The organism is Pseudomonas indica NBRC 103045 (genome assembly GCF_002091635.1).
In the GTDB taxonomy this organism is placed as follows: domain Bacteria; phylum Pseudomonadota; class Gammaproteobacteria; order Pseudomonadales; family Pseudomonadaceae; genus Pseudomonas_M; species Pseudomonas_M indica.
Map to the genome: position 1 here is coordinate 1 of NZ_BDAC01000021.1, position 17,172 is coordinate 17,172.

Sequence of the window (17,172 nt, forward strand, 5' to 3'; positions counted from 1 at the left end):
CCGCACGGGGCGGGCTTTTTCGTCGCGAGGGTGAGGGCGATCAGAACGCCGGCACCACGGCGCCCTTGTACTTCTCTTCGATGAACTGCTTCACCTCGGCGCTGTTCAGGGCCTTGGCCAGTTTCTGCATGGCGTCGCTGTCCTTGTTGTCCGGGCGGGCGACGAGGATGTTCACGTAGGGCGAGTCGCTGCCTTCGATCACCAGGGCGTCCTTGGTCGGGTTCAGCTTGGCTTCCAGGGCGTAGTTGGTGTTGATCAGCGCCAGGTCGACCTGGGTCAGCACGCGCGGCAGGGTGGCGGCTTCCAGTTCACGGACTTTCAGCGACTTCGGGTTCTCGACGATGTCCTTCGGCGTGGCGAGGATGTTGCTCTTGTCCTTCAGCTTGATCACACCGGCCTTGTCCAGCAGCAGCAGGGCACGGCCGCCGTTGGTGGCGTCGTTGGGAATGACCACGGTGCCGCCCTGGGGCAGCTCGTCGAGGCTCTTGATCTTGCTGGAGTAAGCGCCGAACGGTTCGACGTGCACACCGGTGACGGCGACCAGCTCGGTGCCCTTGCCCTTGTTGAACTCATCCAGGTACGGCTGGTGCTGGAAGAAGTTGGCGTCCAGGCGCTTCTCGGCGACCTGGATGTTCGGCTGCACGTAGTCGGTGAAGACCTTCACGTTCAGCTCGACCCCTTCCTTGGCCAGGGCCGGTTTGACGAATTCGAGGATTTCTGCGTGCGGCACCGCGGTGGCGGCGACGGTCAGGCTTTCGGCCTGGGCGGAGAAGGCCGCGAAGGCGGCGACGGCAGCGAGCAGTTTTTTCATCGGTTCGGTTCCTTATGGGAAGAGGTCGTTCCGGCGGATAGCCGATCGGTCATTTACGGGAAAAATGCACCACCAGCTTGTCGCCGACGGTTTGCAGAATCTGTACGAGCACCAGCAGCAGGACCACGGTGACCACCATCACGTCGGTCTGGAAGCGCTGGTAGCCGAAGCGGATGGCCAGGTCGCCGAGGCCGCCCGCGCCGACCACGCCGGCCATCGCGGTGTAGGAGACCAGGGTGATGGCGGTAACGGTGACGGCGGCGAAGATGCCCGGCCGCGCTTCCGGCAGCAGGGCGTTCCAGATGATCTGGCGGGTGGTGGCGCCCATCGCCTGGGTGGCCTCGATGATGCCGCGATCCACTTCGCGCAGCGCCGTTTCCACCAGACGGGCGAAGAACGGCGTGGCGCCCACCACCAGAGGCGGGATGGCGCCGGCCACGCCCAGCGAGGTGCCGGTGAGCAGCACGGTGAACGGAATCATCACGATCAGCAGGATGATGAACGGCAGCGAGCGCAACACGTTGACCAGCAGCGAGAGCAGCCCGTAGAGCGCCTTCTGCTCGAACAACTGGCGCGGCCCGGTGAGGAACAGCAGCACGCCCAGCGGCAGGCCGAGGATCACGGTGAACAGCAGCGAGCCGCCGAGCATCAGCAGGGTGTCGAGGGTCGCCAGCCAGATTTCGTACCAGTCGACATGGGTGAACAGGGCTTCCATCAGCGCAGCACCTCCACGTGTACATCGGCGGCGTTGAGACGGATGAGGGCGGATTCGACGTCACCGCCGACCAGCGCCAGGGTCAGTTGGCCGTAGGGCGTCTCCTTGATGCGGTCGATACGCCCGGCCAGGATGCTGTAGTCCACGCCGGTGTCGCGGGCGATGGTGCCCAGCAGCGGCGCATAGGTGGCCTCGCCGCGGAAGGTCAGGCGCAGGATACGGCCCGGCACATGGGCGAAGTCGTCGTGTTGTTCGTCCTCGTCCACGTGCTCGGCTTCCAGGACAAAGCGGCGGGTGGTCGGATGTTGCGGGTGGAGGAAGACGTCGGCCACCGGCCCCTGTTCGACGATCACCCCGCCGTCCATCACCGCGACGCGGTCGCAGACGCGGCGGATCACGTCCATCTCATGGGTGATCAGTACGATGGTCAGGCCCAGCTCGCGGTTGATCTCGGCCAGCAGTTGCAGGACTTGGCCGGTGGTCTGCGGGTCGAGGGCGCTGGTGGCTTCGTCGCAGAGCAGGATCTTCGGTCGGGTGGCCAGGGCGCGGGCAATGCCGACGCGCTGCTTCTGGCCGCCGGAGAGTTGCGCCGGGTACTTCTTCGCGTGGTCGCCGAGGCCGACACGGGCCAGCAGCTCGGCGACGCGTGCATCGATCTCCGCCGCCGACAGTTCGCCGGCCAGGCGCAGCGGCATGGCGACGTTATCGGCCACGGTCTTGGAGGCGAGCAGGTTGAAGTGCTGGAAGATCATCCCGACGCGCTGGCGGAAGCGCCGCAAGCCGTCGGCGTCCAGCGCGGTGACGTCGGTCCCGTCGATGACGATGCGCCCGCCGGAGGGCTCTTCCAGGCGGTTGATCAGGCGCAGCAGGGTGCTCTTGCCGGCACCGGAATGGCCGATCAGCCCGAACACCTGGCCGCCCTGGATATCCAGGGTGGTGGGTTGCAGGGCGGGGATGTCGCGTCCGGCGACGCGGTAGGTTTTATAAACCTGCTGAAACTCGATCACGGAGCGAACCTTGTGGGTGCGGTCAGGGCGAATGAAAGAGAAAGCCTAGGCGGTTGGCCAAAGGCGCGCATTCTAGCCTGTTTGCTTATGCACTCTTAGTCTTTCTTGCTTGGTTGTTCGCCGCTTCTGGAATAAGCGAAGCGGCGTGTCACCGGCGCGGGCTGAGCACCAGGCGCGGGACCTGTTCCGGCTTCAGCGACTGGCTCAGGCGCAGGCCGAAGGCCGGGTCGAGCTTCTTCACCCGGGCCGACAGCAGCGCGGCGACCCAGGGGTAGTCCTTGGCCTGGCGGACTTCGACGCGCACCGCGCAATCGAACGTCACCACGTCGGCGGCTACGGCATCGAGCAGTTCGCGCAGGCTGTCGTTGTCCTGGCTGTCCAGCATCGGCAGCGGCACGGCGCTGCTGGCGGCGGCCGGGTCGATCAGGCGTGCGCTCGGCTTGGCCGGCGCGGGCTTTTCTTCCTGCGGCGCACCGGGCAATCGGGTGGCCTGGATCGCCTGGGCCTGGCGCTCGGCGGCCTCCTGAAGACGGCGGGCCTGTTCGTTGCGCGCCGCCGTTTCGCGGGCGGCTCGTTCGGCAGCCTGCTTCTCGGCCTCGCGGGCCTGGTTGAGCGCGCCGTCCAGGCCGGTGGCCAGCGCCGGGGCGTTGGGCATCAGGCTGCGTGCATGGCTGAGGGCCTTGGCGGCGGCGTCCAGGTCGTTGTTCTGCAAGGCCGTCTGGCCCTGTTGCAGGTAGGCCTCGGCCAGTTGCCGCTGGTACTGCTCCAGGCGGGTATCGCCGGCCGCGTTCCGCTGGAGCGTCGCGAGCTGGCTTTCGGCGCTTTCCAGGTTGCCGCCGTTCAGGCTCTGTTCCAACTGGCGGAACGCCGCGACGCGCTCATCGACGGGCGCCTCATAAGGCTGGCTCGGGTGCTGCTGGCAGGCGGCCAGCAGCAGCGATATCAGCGCAACGGGCAGGTAACGGGTGGCGAATGGCGTCATTCCTGCAGCATCTCGATCTGGACGAAAGGGTCAAGTCTACACTGCGCGGCGAAGCGGCACCAAACCGCCGCGACGCCGGGTCACGCCGTGCGGCGCGGCAGCACGAAGCTGAGCAGGAACAACGAGGCGGCGCTGACCACGATGGACGGGCCGGCCGGGGTGTCCTCGTACCAGGACAGCGCCAGCCCGCAACAGACCGCCACCAGCCCGAGGGCGCTGGCACCCAGGGCCATCTGCTCCGGGGTGCGCGCGTGGCGCTGGGCGGCGGCGGCCGGGATGATCAGCAGCGAGGTGATCAGCAGCACGCCGACGATCTTCATCGCCACCGCGATCACCACGGCGATCAGCAGCATCAGGGCGAGGCGGATGGCCGCCACCGGCAGCCCTTCGACCTTGGCCAGTTCCTCGTGGACGGTGATCGCCAGCAGCGGCCGCCAGAGCGGAATCAGGATCAGCAGCACCAGCGCGCTGCCGCCGAGAATCCAGGCCAGGTCGCCGGGGCCGACGGCGAGCAGGTCGCCGAACAGGTAGCTCATCAAGTCGACGCGCACGTCCTTCATGAAGCTCAGCACCACCAGGCCGAGGGACAGGGTGCTGTGGGCGAGGATGCCGAGCAGGGTGTCGGAGGCCAGTGGCTGGCGCTGTTGCAGGGTCACCAGGAGCACGGCGAGCAGCACGCAGCCGGCGGTCACCGCCAGGGTCGGGCTGACGTCCAGCAGCAGGCCCAGGGCGACGCCGAGCAGCGCCGCGTGGGACAGGGTGTCGCCGAAATAGGCCATGCGCCGCCAGACCACGAAGGAGCCGAGCGGGCCGGCCACCAGGGCCAGGGCGAGGCCGGCGAGCAGGGCGTTGAACAGGAAATCAGCCATGATTGCAGTTCGGCCCGTGCACGTGGGGTTTGCCGACCACCACGCTGCCGTGCAGATCGTGGGCGTGGTCGTGATGGTGGTGGTAGATGGCCAGGCTGCGAGCGTCCTGGCCGAACAGCTCGACGAACGCCGGGTCGCCGCTGACCTGCTCCGGGTGGCCGGAACAGCAGACATGGCGGTTGAGGCAGACCACCTGGTCGGTGGTGCTCATCACCAGGTGAAGGTCGTGGGAGACCATCAGCACGCCGCAGCCGTGGCGGTCGCGCAGACGGGTGATCAGACGATACAGCTCGGCCTGCCCGGCCACGTCGACGCCCTGCACCGGCTCGTCCAGCACCAGCAGCTCCGGCTCGCGCAACAGGGCGCGGGCGAGCAGCACGCGCTGCAACTCACCGCCGGAAATGCTCTGCAAGGGGCTGTCGATCACCTGTTCCGCGCCCACCTCGCCCAGCGCCGCCAGCGCCTTCGGGCGGTCCACGCCAGGCACCAGGCGCAGGAAGCGCAGCACGGTCAGCGGCAGGGTGGCATCCACCTGGAGCTTCTGCGGCATGTAGCCGATGCGCAGGCGCGGCCGTCGCCAGACCTCGCCCTGGTCCGGGGTCAGCAGGCCGAGCACGGCGCGCACCAGGGTGGTCTTGCCGGCGCCGTTGGGACCGATCAGGGTGACGATCTCGCCCGGCTTCACGCTCAACTGGACGTCTTCCAGCACCGCCTGGCCGGCGTAGCGCACGCCGACTCCGCTCAGGCGTATCAGCGCATCGCTCATGCGGCCTCCCGACAGGCGGCACACAGGCCGACGATTTCCACGGTCTGCCCTTCCACGGTGAAGCCCACCGTCCGCGCGCCGGCGACGATCGCCTCGCTGATCGCCGGCTGCTCCAGCTCGATGGCGGTGTGGCACTGGCGGCAGATGAGGAACTGGCCTTGGTGGGCGTGCTCCGGGTGGTTGCAACCGACGAAGGCGTTGAGCGAGGCGATGCGGTGCACCAGGCCGTTTTCCAGCAGGAAGTCCAGGGCGCGGTAGACGGTGGGCGGTGCGGCGCGGCGACCGTCTTCCTCGCTCAGCACGGCGAGGATGTCGTAGGCGCCCAGCGGTTTGTGGCTCTGCCAGACCAGCTCCAGCACGCGCCGACGCAGGGCGGTCAGCCGCACGCCCTGGCGCGCGCAGAGCGCGTCGGCTTCGCTGAGGGCGCTGTGCACGCAGCGGGAGTGGTCATGGGGGCGGCAGGCCAGGGGTGTTTTCATGGGCGGCGACGTCCGGGAAAAGAGACGTTATTCTATTACTCTTTTGCCCCCGAGTGACTGCCCGTGTTCCGCCTTTTCCTTCCGCTCGTACTTTGCGCCTTTTCCTCCCTGGCCCAGGCCGAGGTGCGTCTGCTCACCAGCATCAAGCCTCTGCAGCTGATCGCCGCCGCCGTACAGGATGGCGTGGCAAAGCCGGACGTGCTGCTGCCGCCGGGCGCGTCGCCGCATCACTTCGCCCTGCGCCCTTCCGACGTGCGGCGGGTGCGCGAGGCCGACCTGTTCTACTGGATCGGCCCGGACATGGAGAGCTTCCTCATCCGCGTGTTGGAAGGCCGCGACAAGCCGAGCCTGGCCGTACAGGGCCTGGCGGGCCTGCACCTGCGCCATTTCGGCGAGGAAAGCCATCACGAAGAGGCCGACGACGAGCATGGCCACGAGCACAACGAGCATGCCGGCGAACACCACGAGGAAGACAGCGACGAGCATGATCATGCCCACCGTCCCGGCAGCCTGGATGCCCACCTCTGGCTGCTGCCGGCCAACGCCCGGACGATCGCGGCGCGCATGGCCGCCGATCTGAGCGCCGTCGACCCGGCCAACGCCGCGCGCTACCAGGCCAACCTGGCGGCCTTCCAGCAGCGCCTCGACGCCCTCGACCAGCGCCTCGCGGCCCGCGTGAGGCCGTTGGCCGGGAAGCCCTTCTTCGTCTTCCACGAGGCGTTCGATTACTTCGAAGCGGCCTACGGCATTCGTCACGCCGGCGTGTTCAGTGTCGCCGCCGAGGTGCAGCCGGGCGCCCGTCACGTCGCCGCCATGCGCGAGCGCCTGAAGACGGCCGGTCCGACCTGCGTGTTCAGCGAACCGCCGCTACGCCCGCGTCTCGCCGAAACCCTGAGCGCCGGCTTGCCGGTGACCCTCGCCGAGCTGGATGCCATGGGCAGCGGCGTTGCCGTCGATGCCGGCGGCTACGAGCGCCTGCTGGATAATCTGGCGGGGGAGCTGGCGGGCTGCCTAGGTTCTGTACGATAAGTGCCTGCGCTCGGTGATGCGTCGTTAAAAATCGGTTCGGAATGCTCATTTACAGCTCGTAAACTCCGCTTCCTCACCGATTTTTGCCTCGCCTGACCTTCGCTCGGCGACTTTTCGTACAGACCTTCGAGAAGCTCTGATCGCTGGCCGGGAACTTCGCTCTCCCCAATACGCGCTAAGGTGAAAGGAGGCAGCCCGCGTCGCTGCCGACTCGCAACGCGTTGAGGGGGCCGCGGCATGGCGAAGACCGGCGGTACCACCACGGCGCAGCTCCAGGGCATCCCCCTGCAGGCCGCCTCGGTGGAAATCTGGGAAGCGAAATACCGGCTGCGCGACCGCGACGGTTCGCCGCTGGAAAGCCGGATCGACGAAACCTGGCAGCGCGTTGCCCGCGCCCTGGCGGACATCGAGGCGCCGGAGCTGCGCGAACATTGGTACGAGCAGTTCCTCTGGGCGCTGCGCAACGGCGCGGTGCCGGCCGGGCGGATCATTTCCAACGCCGGGGCGCAGAGCTACAAGCCGGCCACCTCGACGATCAACTGCACCGTCTCCGGCACCATCGGCGACTCGATGGACGACATCCTCGGCAAGGTCCACGAGGCCGGCCTGACCCTCAAGGCCGGCTGTGGCATCGGCTACGAATTCTCCACCCTGCGGCCGCGCGGCGCCTATGTGTCCGGTGCCGGCGCGCACACCAGCGGGCCGCTGTCGTTCATGGATATCTTCGACAAGATGTGCTTCACCGTCAGCTCGGCAGGCGGGCGGCGCGGCGCGCAGATGGCCACCTTCGACGTCGCCCACCCGGACGTGCGCGAGTTCATCCGCGCCAAGCGCGAGGACGGCCGGCTGCGCCAGTTCAACCTGAGCCTGCTGATCACCGACGAGTTCATGCAGGCGGTGGAAGCCGATGCGGACTGGCCGCTGCTGTTCCCGGTGCACGCCAAGGAGCACGACGAGCTGGACCTCGACGACCCGGCCCAGGTGCGCTGGCGCGAATGGCCGCTGCACGAAGGTTACTGCACACGGGAAGACGGCCTGGTGGCCTGCAAGGTCTACGGCAGCGTGCGCGCCCGTCACCTGTGGGACCTGATGATGGTCTCCACCTACGACTACGCCGAGCCGGGCTTCATCCTCATCGACCGGGTCAATCAGTCGAACAACAACTGGTGGTGCGAGGACATCCGCGCCACCAACCCCTGCGGCGAGCAGCCGTTGCCGCCCTACGGCTCCTGCCTGCTCGGTTCGATCAACCTGACCGGCTTCGTGCTCGACCCCTTCACTGCCGACGCCCGTTTCGACTGGGATCGGTTCCGCCAGGTGGTGCGCATCTTCACCCGCCTGCTGGACAACGTGGTGGAAATCAACGGCCTGCCACTGGAGCCGCAACGCCGCGAAATCCTCGACAAGCGCCGCCACGGCATGGGCTTCCTCGGCCTCGGCTCTGCGCTCGCTCTGCTTCGCCTGCGCTACGGCAGCCCGGAGGCCTGCGTGTTCACCGAGGAAGTGGCGCGGGAAATGGCGCTCACCGGCTGGCAGGTGGCGCTCGAACTGGCCCGGGAGAAAGGCCCGGCGCCGCTGCTGGCGCAGACCTTCGAGGTCAGCGCCGAGATGTTGCGCAAGCGCCCGGAAATGATTGCCGACGGCTACAAGGTGGGCGACCGCCTGCCCGGCCGAGTGCTGCACGCCCGCTATTCGCGCTACATGCAGCGCCTCGCCGAGCATGCCCCGGAGCTGGTGGCGGTACTGGCCGAGCACGGGGCGCGCTTTACCCACCACAGCTCCATCGCGCCCACCGGCACCATCAGCCTGAGCTTGGCGAACAACGCCTCCAACGGCATCGAACCGAGCTTCGCCCACCAGTACTCGCGCAACCTGATCCGCGCCGGCCGCAAGAGCAAGGACAAAGTGGAGGTGCTCAGCTACGAACTGCTGGCCTACCGCGCCCTGGTCAATCCACGCGCACGCCCCGGTTCGGATGACCCCGCCGAGCGCCTGCCGGATTACTTCGTCACCGCCGACGACATCGGCCCGACGCAACATGTGGATATCCAGGCGGCGGCGCAGAAGTGGGTGGACTCGTCCATCTCCAAGACCGCCAACGTGCCCACCGACTACCCCTTCGAGGCATTCAAGGACATCTACCGCTACGCCTGGAAGCAGGGGCTCAAGGGTTGCACCACCTTCCGCTTCAATCCGGCCGCGTTCCAGGGCGTGCTGGTCAAGGAAGCCGACCTGGAGAAGACCCGCTACCGCTTCGAGCTGGAAGACGGCAGCGTGGTGGAGCTGAAGGGCAACGAGGAGGTGGAGTACGACGGCGAGGTGCACACCGCCGCCAACCTCTTCGATGCGCTGAAGGAAGGCTATTACGGCAAGTACTGAGCCCGGGGAATCGCCATGACCGTGAAGATCGACAAGCGCATCAAGAGCTTCAAGGTGATCGACGAGCGTGTCGCGCCGCCGCCGGTCTCCGAAGCCGGCGCGCCGGTGGAGATGGACGAGAGCCTGGAGCGCCCGGAAACGCTGGTGGGGGTGACCTACAAGATCAAGTCACCGCTGTTCGAGCATGCGCTCTACGTGACCATCAACGACATCCTGCTGAACGCCGGGACACCCTACGAGCAGCGGCGGCCTTTCGAGATTTTCATCAACTCGAAGAACATGGACCACTTCCAATGGATCGTGGCCTTGACCCGCATCATGTCGGCCGTGTTCCGCAAAGGCGGAGACTGCACCTTCCTGGTGGAAGAGCTGAAGGCGGTGTTCGATCCGCGTGGCGGCTATCTCAAGCGCGGCGGGGTGTACATGCCCTCGATCGTGGCGGAGATCGGCGCGGTGCTGGAGCGGCACATGATCGCCATCGGCCTGCTTCCGGGACAACCGCTGGATGAGGCCCAACGGCGCTACCTGGCGGAAAAGCGCGCGGCCTACGAGGCCAGCCAGAACGCCGTGGCGGTCGAGCCCGGCGACGGCTTCCCGCCGGGCGCGCAGCTCTGCGGCGCCTGCCATACCCAGGCGGTGGTGCAGGTGGAAGGTTGTGCCACCTGCCTGAACTGTGGGCATTCGAAGTGTGGGTGAGGATTTTCCCGGATGGCACGGCGCTGATCCGGATTACGGTTTCAGGAAGAGATTCGATGGGAGAGGGCATGCGCAAGACGAGGTGGCTGTTCGCCGGAGGGGCCGTACTGCTGGCAGGGATCACCGGCATGGCCGGGTACGCGGTGGGCCTGCAGGCATCCGGTGATCGTGACCTGTTTTGTCCGGGCGGCTTTCAGGACTACCGTACCCGCGTCGTCCTGCGGGGCGACCAGGGCGTGACGATTCCGGCCGATACCGTGCTGCGCCTGCGTTTCTGCGAATACAACGCCCAGGCGCGGCTGGAATTCCGCTTGGACAAGGGCGACTTCGATACCGTCGAGCCGTTGCCTGACGATCCTGAACGGGGGCGTTGGCTATACGGGTTGGGGCCCTGAGAACCTGTCTACGATCTGCTGCGCGCCGGCCCTGCTGCGTTGATCGTAAACAGCTTCTGGTCCTAGCCATTCAGAGCGCGAAAGGCAGCGCCAAGTCGACCTGCTGTCGGTGTTTCAGGCGACGCTGGAACTCGGCAGGATCGTGAATCAGCACTTCCTGGCCGGCGAAGGAGTCGGCGGCGATCAGCCGCGACAGCCAGAAGCGCACGCAGGCGATCCGCAGCATGGCCGGCCAGATCCGGGCCTCGGCGGCGGTGAAACGACGCAGCGTGGCGTAGGCGCCGAGCAGGGCGTGGGCGAGGTCTTCGTTCAGGCGGCCGTCCGGCTCCGAGCACCAGTCGTTGAGAGCGATGGCCAGGTCGTAGAGCATCGGCCCCGAGCAGGCGTTGTAGAAGTCGATCACCCCGGCCAGGTGCGGGCCGTCGAACAGCACGTTGTCGCGGAACAGGTCGGCATGCAGGTTCGCCCGTGGCAGGGCGAGTACCTTGTCCTTCACTTCGGCGATTTCCGCCAGGGCGTCGCGCAACAGCGGGAGCTGGTCCTCGGGCAGCTTCAGGGCCAGGCACGGGCCTTCTTGCAGCATCCAGTCCAGGCCACGGTCACTCTTGCGCTCGATGATGCGTCCGCAGGTCGCCAGGTGCAGGCGTGCCAGCAAAGTGCCGACCTCGGCGCAATGATGGGCGTTGGGCTGGGCGACATGCTTGCCGGGCAGGCGCGGCTGCAGCAGCGCGGGCTTTTCCGCCAGGCTGCGCAGGGCCTCGCCGGTACCGGTACGCAGGGCGTAGGGCACCGGCAGGTCGGCATCGTGCAGCACATCGAGCAGTTCGATGAAGAACGGCAGGTCCTGCGTCGGCCCCCGTTCCACCAGGGTCAGAACGAATTCGCCCTGCTCCAGGCTGACGAAGAAATTGCTGTTCTCGCTGCCGGCGGCGATACCTTGGAAGTCGCGCAGGCGGCCGAGACCGTACGGCTCGAGGAAGACTTCCAGCTCGTGCCGTTCGAGGGGGGTGAAGACCGACATATCAGGAACGCTCGCTTACCATTTGAAGATTTCCCAGGCGGGAATCAGCATGTCCGGCTGGTCGGAGCGCACGAAGTTGCCGTCGCTGCCATCGGCCCGAACCAGGAAATAGGGTTTGCCACCTTTCGGCGTGACCTTGATGGCGTAGAGGAAGCCATTGACGCGGTATTCCTCGATGGTCTTGTCGCCCTCCTGGCGGATGGTCACATCCGGGTCGCCGGTCACCGGGCCTTCTTCGGCCAGGGTGGCGAGCGGCATTGCCAGCAGGCTGGCCAGCAACAGGCGATTCAGTGTGCGCATGGTAACCTTGTCCCTTTGTCGTCAACGGTCCATTCAGTTTAACCCCGGACCCATGGAAAAGGTTGATCCCGCACATGTCACACGCTCCCCTCGTGCTGGTGGATGGTTCATCTTACCTGTATCGCGCCTTTCACGCCCTGCCGCCGCTCACCACGTCGACCGGGATGCCCACCGGCGCGGTGAAAGGCGTGCTGAACATGCTGCTGAGTCTGCGCAAGCAGTACCCGGACAGCCCTTTCGCGGTGGTCTTCGATGCCAAGGGCAAGACCTTCCGCGACGAACTGTTCGAGCACTACAAATCGCACCGCCCGCCGATGCCGGACGATCTGCGCGTGCAGGTCGAACCGTTGCACGCGAGCATCCGCGCACTCGGTCTGCCGCTGCTGTGCGTCGATGGCGTGGAGGCGGACGACGTGATCGGCACCCTGGCCCGGCAGAGCGCCGCGCGGGATTGCCCGGTGGTGATCTCCACCGGCGACAAGGACATGGCGCAGTTGGTCGACGGCCACATTACGCTGGTCAACACCATGACCGGTAGCAGCCTGGATGTGGATGGCGTGAAGGAGAAATTCGGTGTCGGTCCTGAGCTGATCATCGATTTCCTCGCCCTGATGGGCGACAAGGTGGACAACATCCCCGGCGTGCCGGGCGTCGGCGAGAAGACTGCCTGCGGCCTGCTCAACGGCGTCGGCGGCGGGCTGGAAGTGCTCTATGCCAACCTGGACAAGGTGCCCGAACTGCCGATCCGCGGCGCCAAGAGCCTGCCGGCGAAGCTCGAAGAACACCGCGAGATGGCCTTCCTGTCCTACCAGTTGGCGACCATCAAGACCGACGTGCCCCTGGACATCCACGTCGAGGCGCTGCACCCAAAAGCACCGGACCGCGAGGCGCTGATCCGCCTGTATCGCGAACTGGAGTTCAAGGCCTGGCTGGACGAACTGCTGCGCGAGGCCAAGGCTTCCGGGGAAACGGTCGCTACGCCGGAGCAGGAGGCCGTACCGGAGGCGCGCTACGAGATCGTTCTCGAGCCGGCACGCTTCCAGGCCTGGTTGGAGAAGCTGCGCCAGGCCGAGCTGATCGCCTTCGACACCGAGACCACCAGCCTGAATGCCCAGCAGGCGCAACTGGTGGGTTTGTCCTTCGCCGTCGAGGCCCATGAGGCGGCCTACATCCCGGTGGCGCACAGCTACATGGGCGTGCCGACGCAACTGGACCGCGACGAGGTGCTCGCCGCGCTCAAGCCGATCCTCGAAGACCCGGCCAAGGCCAAGGTCGGCCAGCATGCCAAGTACGACATGAACGTGCTGGCGCTCTACGGGATCGAGGTGCAGGGCCTGGCCTACGACACCATGCTGGAGTCCTACGTGCTGGACTCCACCGCCACCCGCCACGACATGGACAGCCTGGCCCTGAAATACCTGGGGCACAGCACCATCCGCTTCGAGGACATCGCCGGCAAGGGCGCCAAGCAACTGACCTTCGACCAGATCGCCCTGGAGCAGGCCGGTCCCTATGCCGCCGAGGATGCCGACGTCACCCTGCGCCTGCACCAGCATCTGTGGCAGAAGCTGGAGGCCATCCCCAGCCTGGCCAAGGTACTGCGGGAAATCGAGATGCCGCTGGTGCCGGTCCTGGCCCGCATCGAGCAGCAAGGTGCGTTGGTGGATGCCCGTCTGCTCGGCCAGCAGAGCCTGGAGTTGGGCGAGAAGATGGTTGAGCTGGAACGCCAGGCCTACGAACTGGCCGGCGAAGAGTTCAACCTCGGTTCGCCCAAGCAGCTCTGCGCCATCCTCTATGAAAAGCTCGGCCTGCCGGTGATCGCCAAGACCGCCACCGGTCAGCCGTCCACGGCGGAAAACGTCCTCGCCGAGCTGGCGGAACAGGACTTCCCGCTGCCCAAGGTGATCATGCAGTACCGCACGGTGAGCAAGCTGAAGAGCACCTACACCGACCGTCTGCCGGAGCAGATCAACCCGCGTACCGGGCGCATCCACACCTCCTATCACCAAGCGGTGGCCGCCACCGGGCGCCTGTCCTCCTCCGACCCGAACCTGCAGAACATCCCGATCCGTACCGCCGAAGGGCGGCGCATCCGCCAGGCGTTCGTCGCGCCGCGCGGCTACAAGCTGGTGGCCGCCGACTATTCGCAGATCGAGCTGCGCATCATGGCTCACCTGGCCAAGGACGAGGGCCTGCTGGACGCCTTCCGCCACGACCGCGACGTGCACCGCGCCACCGCCGCCGAGGTGTTCGCCGTCACCCTGGAAGACGTCAGCCATGACCAGCGGCGCAGCGCCAAGGCGATCAACTTCGGCCTGATCTATGGCATGAGCGCCTTCGGCCTGGCCAAGCAGCTCGGCGTCGATCGCAAGGAAGCCCAGGCCTACATCGACCGCTATTTCACCCGCTACCCGGGCGTGCTGGCCTACATGGAGCGTACCCGCGAGCAGGCCGGGGCGCAGGGGTTCGTCGAGACCTTGTTCGGTCGCCGGCTGTACCTGCCGGAAATCCATTCGAAGAACGGCGCCATGCGCAAGGCGGCCGAGCGCACTGCGATCAACGCGCCCATGCAGGGCACCGCGGCGGACATCATGAAGCGCGCCATGGTGCGGGTGGACGGCTGGCTGGCGGAGTCCGGCTTGGATGCCAAAGTCATCCTGCAGGTACACGACGAACTGGTCCTGGAAGTCCGCGAGGATCTGGTCGATCAGGTGAAGGAAGCGATCCGGCCGTTGATGAGCGGTGCCGCCGAACTGGACGTGCCGCTGGTGGTGGATGTGGGGGTAGGTGACAACTGGGACGAGGCCCACTGACCGGCTTTCGACCTCTTCCGGGTCGAAACGAAGAAAACGGCTGCGGCATAAGGTCGCGGCCGTTCGCTTTTTTATTCGATTATCGAATCAGCGTTTCGATCAGAAAGAACAAATAGTTTTTAAAACTCCCTGAACTTTCTTCTTGGCCGGACAGTCAGAGCTTACGAATGGGTGAAGCCGTTCAATGCTCCTTGTTGTGTTTTAGTGTTGGCAGATCTCTGGACCCCGCCCTAGCGGTCCGGACTTAGACCCCGAACTTCTCCCTCCCCATATGAAGTTCGGGGTTTTTTTTGCCTGCGAAAAAGTACTGGCCTATCGCCGCAGGCGGCGCGGACCGTCACGGTGCAGCCGGCGCCTCGTCTTCTTCCAGCAGGCCCAGCCACTGCGCCAGCACGCCGTGGGCTTCCTCGATGCCCTGGCGCTTGGGTGCCGAGAACAGTTGCACGCTGACGCCTTTCCCCCAGCCCTTGCGCACGTCGTTCTGCACCTTGAGCAGCGCGTTCTTGGCGGCGCCGAAGGCCAGCTTGTCGGCCTTGGTGAGCAGGATGTGCAGCGGCATCTGGCTGGCGGCGGACCAGTCCAGCATCAGCCGGTCGAACTCGGTCAGCGGGTGGCGGATATCCATCAGCAGCACCACGCCGACCAGGCTTTCGCGGCTGCCCAGGTAAGCTTCCAGATGGTGTTGCCAGTGCTGCTTCAGTGGGATCGGCACCTTGGCGTAGCCGTAGCCGGGCAGGTCGACCAGGCGGCGCTCGTCGTCCAGGCGGAAGAAGTTCAGCAACTGGGTGCGTCCCGGGGTTTTCGAGGTACGCGCCAGGTTGGCGTGGGTCAGGGTATTGAGCGCGCTGGACTTGCCGGCATTGGAGCGGCCGGCGAAGGCAACTTCGTAGCCCTGGTCGTCCGGGCACTGGTCGACCTTGGCGGCGCTGAGCATGAAGGCAGCCTGTTGGCACAGGCCCAGGATGGGATTCTTCGGCGGCATGGGGATAATCCGGTGGGGGCTCTGCCGCTTATAGCGCGGCGTGCGGTGTCGTTTCCGTTTCAGGCTCGCCAGTATATAATGCCGCAGATTTTGTGTGCGCTTTGTCCCACCCGCAGGATAAGTGTTCACGGGAGCGATATAGACGGTCTGCGCACGAGAACGCAGGACGCTCCCATCCCTGATGAGGCCGATCTCATGAAGAAATTGCTGATCGCAGCGGGCATAGTGCTGCTGCCGTTTACCGCCACCCAGGCTGCGCAGGAACCGGAAGCCGTCTTTAATCGTGCCTGCGCCGCCTGCCACAACGGGCAACTGCCGATGGCGCCGAAGAAGGGCGACAAGGCCGCCTGGGAACCGCGTCTGGCCCAGGGCATGGACGTGCTGGTGCAGCACGTGACCAACGGATTCAACGCCATGCCGCCCCGCGGCCTGTGCATGGATTGCAGTGCCGAGGATTACCAGGCCGTCATCCAATGGATGAGCCAGTAATCTGCTCCTAATCTCCCACCCTTAGCCGTTATTGGATTAGCTGATGAACAAAGTACTCGTGAGTCTGCTGTTGACCCTGGGCATCACCGGTATGGCCCACGCTGCCGGCGACGCCGCCGCTGGCCAGGGCAAGGTTGCCGTGTGTGGCGCCTGCCATGGCATGGACGGCAACAGCCCTGCCCCCAACTTCCCCAAGCTGGCCGGCCAGGGTGAGCGCTACCTGCTCAAGCAACTGAACGACATCAAGAGCGGCAACCGCGTCGTGGTGGAAATGACCGGCCTGCTGGACAACCTGAGCGAGCAGGACTTGGCCGACATCGCCGCCTACTTCGCCAGCCAGAAGATGAGCGTGGGCGCCGCCGACCCGAAACTGGTCGAGCGTGGCGAAGCGCTGTTCCGCGGCGGCAAGCTGGAAGAAGGCATGCCGGCCTGCACCGGTTGCCACTCCCCGGACGGTTCGGGCAACGCCCAGGCCGGCTTCCCGCACCTGGGCGGCCAGCATGCCCAGTACGTGGCCAAGCAGCTGACCAACTTCCGCGAAGGCGACCGCACCAACGATGGCGACACCATGATGATGCGCGCCATCGCCGCGAAGCTGAGCAACAAGGACATCGAAGCCGTTTCCAGCTATATCCAGGGCCTGCACTGAGTCCTGGCTGGAAAACAGCGGTAAACAAAAGGGTGGCGGATGCCACCCTTTTTCGTTGGACTGGCCGCTACAATAGTTCGAACCGCGCCCTTGCGTCGGACCGGTCCGGCCGCATCGCGGAGCCATCAGTCGAGGAGTCTCCATGCGTAACCTGATTTTCAGTGCCGCTCTCGCCACCGCGAGCCTGTTCACCGCCCTTGTCGCCGCTCCGCTGCAGGCGGCCGATATCCAGGCCGGCAAGCAGTATGTCGAACTGAACAGCCCGGTGCCGGTCGCCCAGCCCGGCAAGATCGAGGTGGTGGAGCTGTTCTGGTACGGCTGCCCGCACTGCTTCCAGTTCGAGCCGACCCTCAACCCCTGGATCGCCAAACTCCCTGAAGACGTCAACTTCGTGCGCATCCCGGCCCTGTTCGGCGGCCTGTGGAACGTCCACGGCCAACTGTTCATCGCCCTGGAGTCGATGAAGGTCGAGCAGAAGGTTCACGACGCGATCTTCCATGCGATCCACAAGGAAGGCAAAAAGCTGTCGACCCCGGACGAAATGGCCGAATTCCTTGCCACCCAGGGCATCGACAAGGATGCCTTCCTCAAGGCCTACAACTCCTTCGCCGTGAAAGGCCAGATGGAAAAGGCCAAGAAGCTGGCGATGGCCTACCAGATCACCGGCGTACCGGTGATGGTGGTCAACGGCAAGTACCGCTTCGACATCGGCTCGGCCGGTGGTCCTGAGCAGGCACTGGAAGTCGCCGACTTCCTGATCGCCAAGGAGCGCGCCGCCCAGTGAGCGGCG

Annotated in this window: 18 protein-coding genes; 8 read left to right on the forward strand and 10 right to left on the reverse strand. The window is 65.9% G+C overall.

Annotated features, from left to right (window positions below):
• Positions 1–40: 40 nt before the first annotated feature.
• The 7 genes from PIN01S_RS20745 to zur all read right to left on the reverse strand — a co-directional run bounded on the left by PIN01S_RS20745 (position 41) and on the right by zur (position 5,629).
• Positions 41–811, reverse strand: a complete 771-nt coding sequence (locus PIN01S_RS20745; protein ID WP_084338535.1) for a MetQ/NlpA family ABC transporter substrate-binding protein — start codon at positions 809–811, stop codon at positions 41–43.
• Positions 812–860: 49 nt separating this feature from the next.
• Positions 861–1,526: a methionine ABC transporter permease gene (locus tag PIN01S_RS20750; RefSeq protein ID WP_084338537.1), complete on the reverse strand. Its 666-nt coding sequence runs from the start codon at positions 1,524–1,526 to the stop codon at positions 861–863.
• Entirely contained in the window at positions 1,526–2,533 is a 1,008-nt protein-coding gene (locus tag PIN01S_RS20755) for a methionine ABC transporter ATP-binding protein (RefSeq protein WP_084338539.1), read from the reverse strand. The genes PIN01S_RS20750 and PIN01S_RS20755 overlap by 1 nt, the downstream gene beginning before the upstream one ends.
• A 148-nt stretch (positions 2,534–2,681) precedes the next feature.
• Positions 2,682–3,515, reverse strand: a complete 834-nt coding sequence (locus PIN01S_RS20760) for a PA5502 family lipoprotein (protein WP_084338541.1) — start codon at positions 3,513–3,515, stop codon at positions 2,682–2,684.
• Positions 3,516–3,595: 80 nt separating this feature from the next.
• The gene (znuB, locus tag PIN01S_RS20765) at positions 3,596–4,384 is read right to left on the reverse strand and encodes a zinc ABC transporter permease subunit ZnuB (RefSeq protein WP_084338543.1); all 789 of its coding nucleotides are present in this window, start codon (positions 4,382–4,384) and stop codon (positions 3,596–3,598) included.
• A complete protein-coding gene (gene znuC / locus PIN01S_RS20770) occupies positions 4,377–5,150 on the reverse strand; it encodes a zinc ABC transporter ATP-binding protein ZnuC (protein WP_084338545.1) in 774 nt (257 codons plus the stop codon). The genes znuB and znuC overlap by 8 nt, the downstream gene beginning before the upstream one ends.
• Entirely contained in the window at positions 5,147–5,629 is a 483-nt protein-coding gene (gene zur, locus PIN01S_RS20775; protein ID WP_084338547.1) for a zinc uptake transcriptional repressor Zur, read from the reverse strand. Before zur ends, znuC begins: the two co-directional genes overlap by 4 nt.
• A 63-nt stretch (positions 5,630–5,692) precedes the next feature.
• Between zur and znuA the strand changes: the two genes are divergently transcribed.
• The 4 genes from znuA to PIN01S_RS20795 all read left to right on the forward strand — a co-directional run bounded on the left by znuA (position 5,693) and on the right by PIN01S_RS20795 (position 10,128).
• On the forward strand, positions 5,693–6,658 hold the full coding sequence (znuA, locus tag PIN01S_RS20780; protein WP_084338549.1) for a zinc ABC transporter substrate-binding protein ZnuA: 966 nt from the start codon (positions 5,693–5,695) through the stop codon (positions 6,656–6,658).
• Positions 6,659–6,895: 237 nt separating this feature from the next.
• Positions 6,896–9,037 (forward strand): adenosylcobalamin-dependent ribonucleoside-diphosphate reductase, encoded by a 2,142-nt coding sequence (locus PIN01S_RS20785; protein ID WP_084338551.1) that lies wholly within the window; start codon positions 6,896–6,898, stop codon positions 9,035–9,037.
• Positions 9,038–9,052: 15 nt separating this feature from the next.
• Complete coding sequence (locus PIN01S_RS20790) at positions 9,053–9,733, forward strand: TSCPD domain-containing protein (protein ID WP_084338553.1); 681 nt, start codon at positions 9,053–9,055, stop codon at positions 9,731–9,733.
• Positions 9,734–9,801: 68 nt separating this feature from the next.
• Entirely contained in the window at positions 9,802–10,128 is a 327-nt protein-coding gene (locus PIN01S_RS20795; RefSeq protein WP_139198573.1) for a hypothetical protein, read from the forward strand.
• Between the two features lie 70 nt (positions 10,129–10,198).
• On the opposite strand, the gene PIN01S_RS20800 is transcribed toward PIN01S_RS20795, so the two are convergent.
• Together PIN01S_RS20800 and PIN01S_RS20805 are read right to left on the reverse strand one after the other, a co-directional pair.
• Entirely contained in the window at positions 10,199–11,149 is a 951-nt protein-coding gene (locus PIN01S_RS20800) for a homoserine kinase (protein ID WP_084338557.1), read from the reverse strand.
• Between the two features lie 15 nt (positions 11,150–11,164).
• A complete protein-coding gene (locus PIN01S_RS20805) occupies positions 11,165–11,449 on the reverse strand; it encodes a DUF2782 domain-containing protein (protein WP_084338559.1) in 285 nt (94 codons plus the stop codon).
• A 74-nt stretch (positions 11,450–11,523) separates the two neighbouring features.
• Between PIN01S_RS20805 and polA the strand changes: the two genes are divergently transcribed.
• Positions 11,524–14,262 carry a DNA polymerase I gene (gene polA, locus PIN01S_RS20810; RefSeq protein ID WP_084338561.1) on the forward strand — a complete coding sequence of 913 codons (2,739 nt, stop codon included), beginning with the start codon at positions 11,524–11,526 and terminating at the stop codon, positions 14,260–14,262.
• A 337-nt stretch (positions 14,263–14,599) separates the two neighbouring features.
• On the opposite strand, the gene yihA is transcribed toward polA, so the two are convergent.
• Complete coding sequence (gene yihA / locus PIN01S_RS20815; protein WP_084338563.1) at positions 14,600–15,244, reverse strand: ribosome biogenesis GTP-binding protein YihA/YsxC; 645 nt, start codon at positions 15,242–15,244, stop codon at positions 14,600–14,602.
• A 195-nt stretch (positions 15,245–15,439) separates the two neighbouring features.
• On the opposite strand from yihA, the gene PIN01S_RS20820 reads away from it, so the two are divergent.
• From PIN01S_RS20820 to PIN01S_RS20830, 3 genes are all read left to right on the forward strand, one after another.
• Positions 15,440–15,733: a c-type cytochrome gene (locus PIN01S_RS20820; RefSeq protein WP_084338565.1), complete on the forward strand. Its 294-nt coding sequence runs from the start codon at positions 15,440–15,442 to the stop codon at positions 15,731–15,733.
• A 43-nt stretch (positions 15,734–15,776) separates the two neighbouring features.
• Complete coding sequence (locus PIN01S_RS20825; protein WP_084338567.1) at positions 15,777–16,382, forward strand: c-type cytochrome; 606 nt, start codon at positions 15,777–15,779, stop codon at positions 16,380–16,382.
• Positions 16,383–16,524: 142 nt separating this feature from the next.
• Entirely contained in the window at positions 16,525–17,166 is a 642-nt protein-coding gene (locus PIN01S_RS20830) for a thiol:disulfide interchange protein DsbA/DsbL (protein ID WP_084338569.1), read from the forward strand.
• The last annotated feature ends 6 nt before the right edge of the window (positions 17,167–17,172 follow it).

Bases quoted from the DNA above. Each gene is read 5' to 3' on its own strand.
- PIN01S_RS20745 (WP_084338535.1), bottom strand. From the start codon at position 811: ATGAAAAAACTGCTCGCTGCCGTCGCCGCCTTCGCGGCCTTCTCCGCC.
- PIN01S_RS20750 (WP_084338537.1), bottom strand. From the start codon at position 1,526: ATGGAAGCCCTGTTCACCCATGTCGACTGGTACGAAATCTGGCTGGCG.
- PIN01S_RS20760 (WP_084338541.1), bottom strand. From the start codon at position 3,515: ATGACGCCATTCGCCACCCGTTACCTGCCCGTTGCGCTGATATCGCTG.
- znuB (WP_084338543.1), bottom strand. From the start codon at position 4,384: ATGGCTGATTTCCTGTTCAACGCCCTGCTCGCCGGCCTCGCCCTGGCC.
- znuC (WP_084338545.1), bottom strand. From the start codon at position 5,150: ATGAGCGATGCGCTGATACGCCTGAGCGGAGTCGGCGTGCGCTACGCC.
- zur (WP_084338547.1), bottom strand. From the start codon at position 5,629: ATGAAAACACCCCTGGCCTGCCGCCCCCATGACCACTCCCGCTGCGTG.
- PIN01S_RS20785 (WP_084338551.1), top strand. From the start codon at position 6,896: ATGGCGAAGACCGGCGGTACCACCACGGCGCAGCTCCAGGGCATCCCC.
- PIN01S_RS20790 (WP_084338553.1), top strand. From the start codon at position 9,053: ATGACCGTGAAGATCGACAAGCGCATCAAGAGCTTCAAGGTGATCGAC.
- PIN01S_RS20795 (WP_139198573.1), top strand. From the start codon at position 9,802: ATGCGCAAGACGAGGTGGCTGTTCGCCGGAGGGGCCGTACTGCTGGCA.
- PIN01S_RS20800 (WP_084338557.1), bottom strand. From the start codon at position 11,149: ATGTCGGTCTTCACCCCCCTCGAACGGCACGAGCTGGAAGTCTTCCTC.
- PIN01S_RS20805 (WP_084338559.1), bottom strand. From the start codon at position 11,449: ATGCGCACACTGAATCGCCTGTTGCTGGCCAGCCTGCTGGCAATGCCG.
- polA (WP_084338561.1), top strand. From the start codon at position 11,524: ATGTCACACGCTCCCCTCGTGCTGGTGGATGGTTCATCTTACCTGTAT.
- yihA (WP_084338563.1), bottom strand. From the start codon at position 15,244: ATGCCGCCGAAGAATCCCATCCTGGGCCTGTGCCAACAGGCTGCCTTC.
- PIN01S_RS20820 (WP_084338565.1), top strand. From the start codon at position 15,440: ATGAAGAAATTGCTGATCGCAGCGGGCATAGTGCTGCTGCCGTTTACC.
- PIN01S_RS20825 (WP_084338567.1), top strand. From the start codon at position 15,777: ATGAACAAAGTACTCGTGAGTCTGCTGTTGACCCTGGGCATCACCGGT.
- PIN01S_RS20830 (WP_084338569.1), top strand. From the start codon at position 16,525: ATGCGTAACCTGATTTTCAGTGCCGCTCTCGCCACCGCGAGCCTGTTC.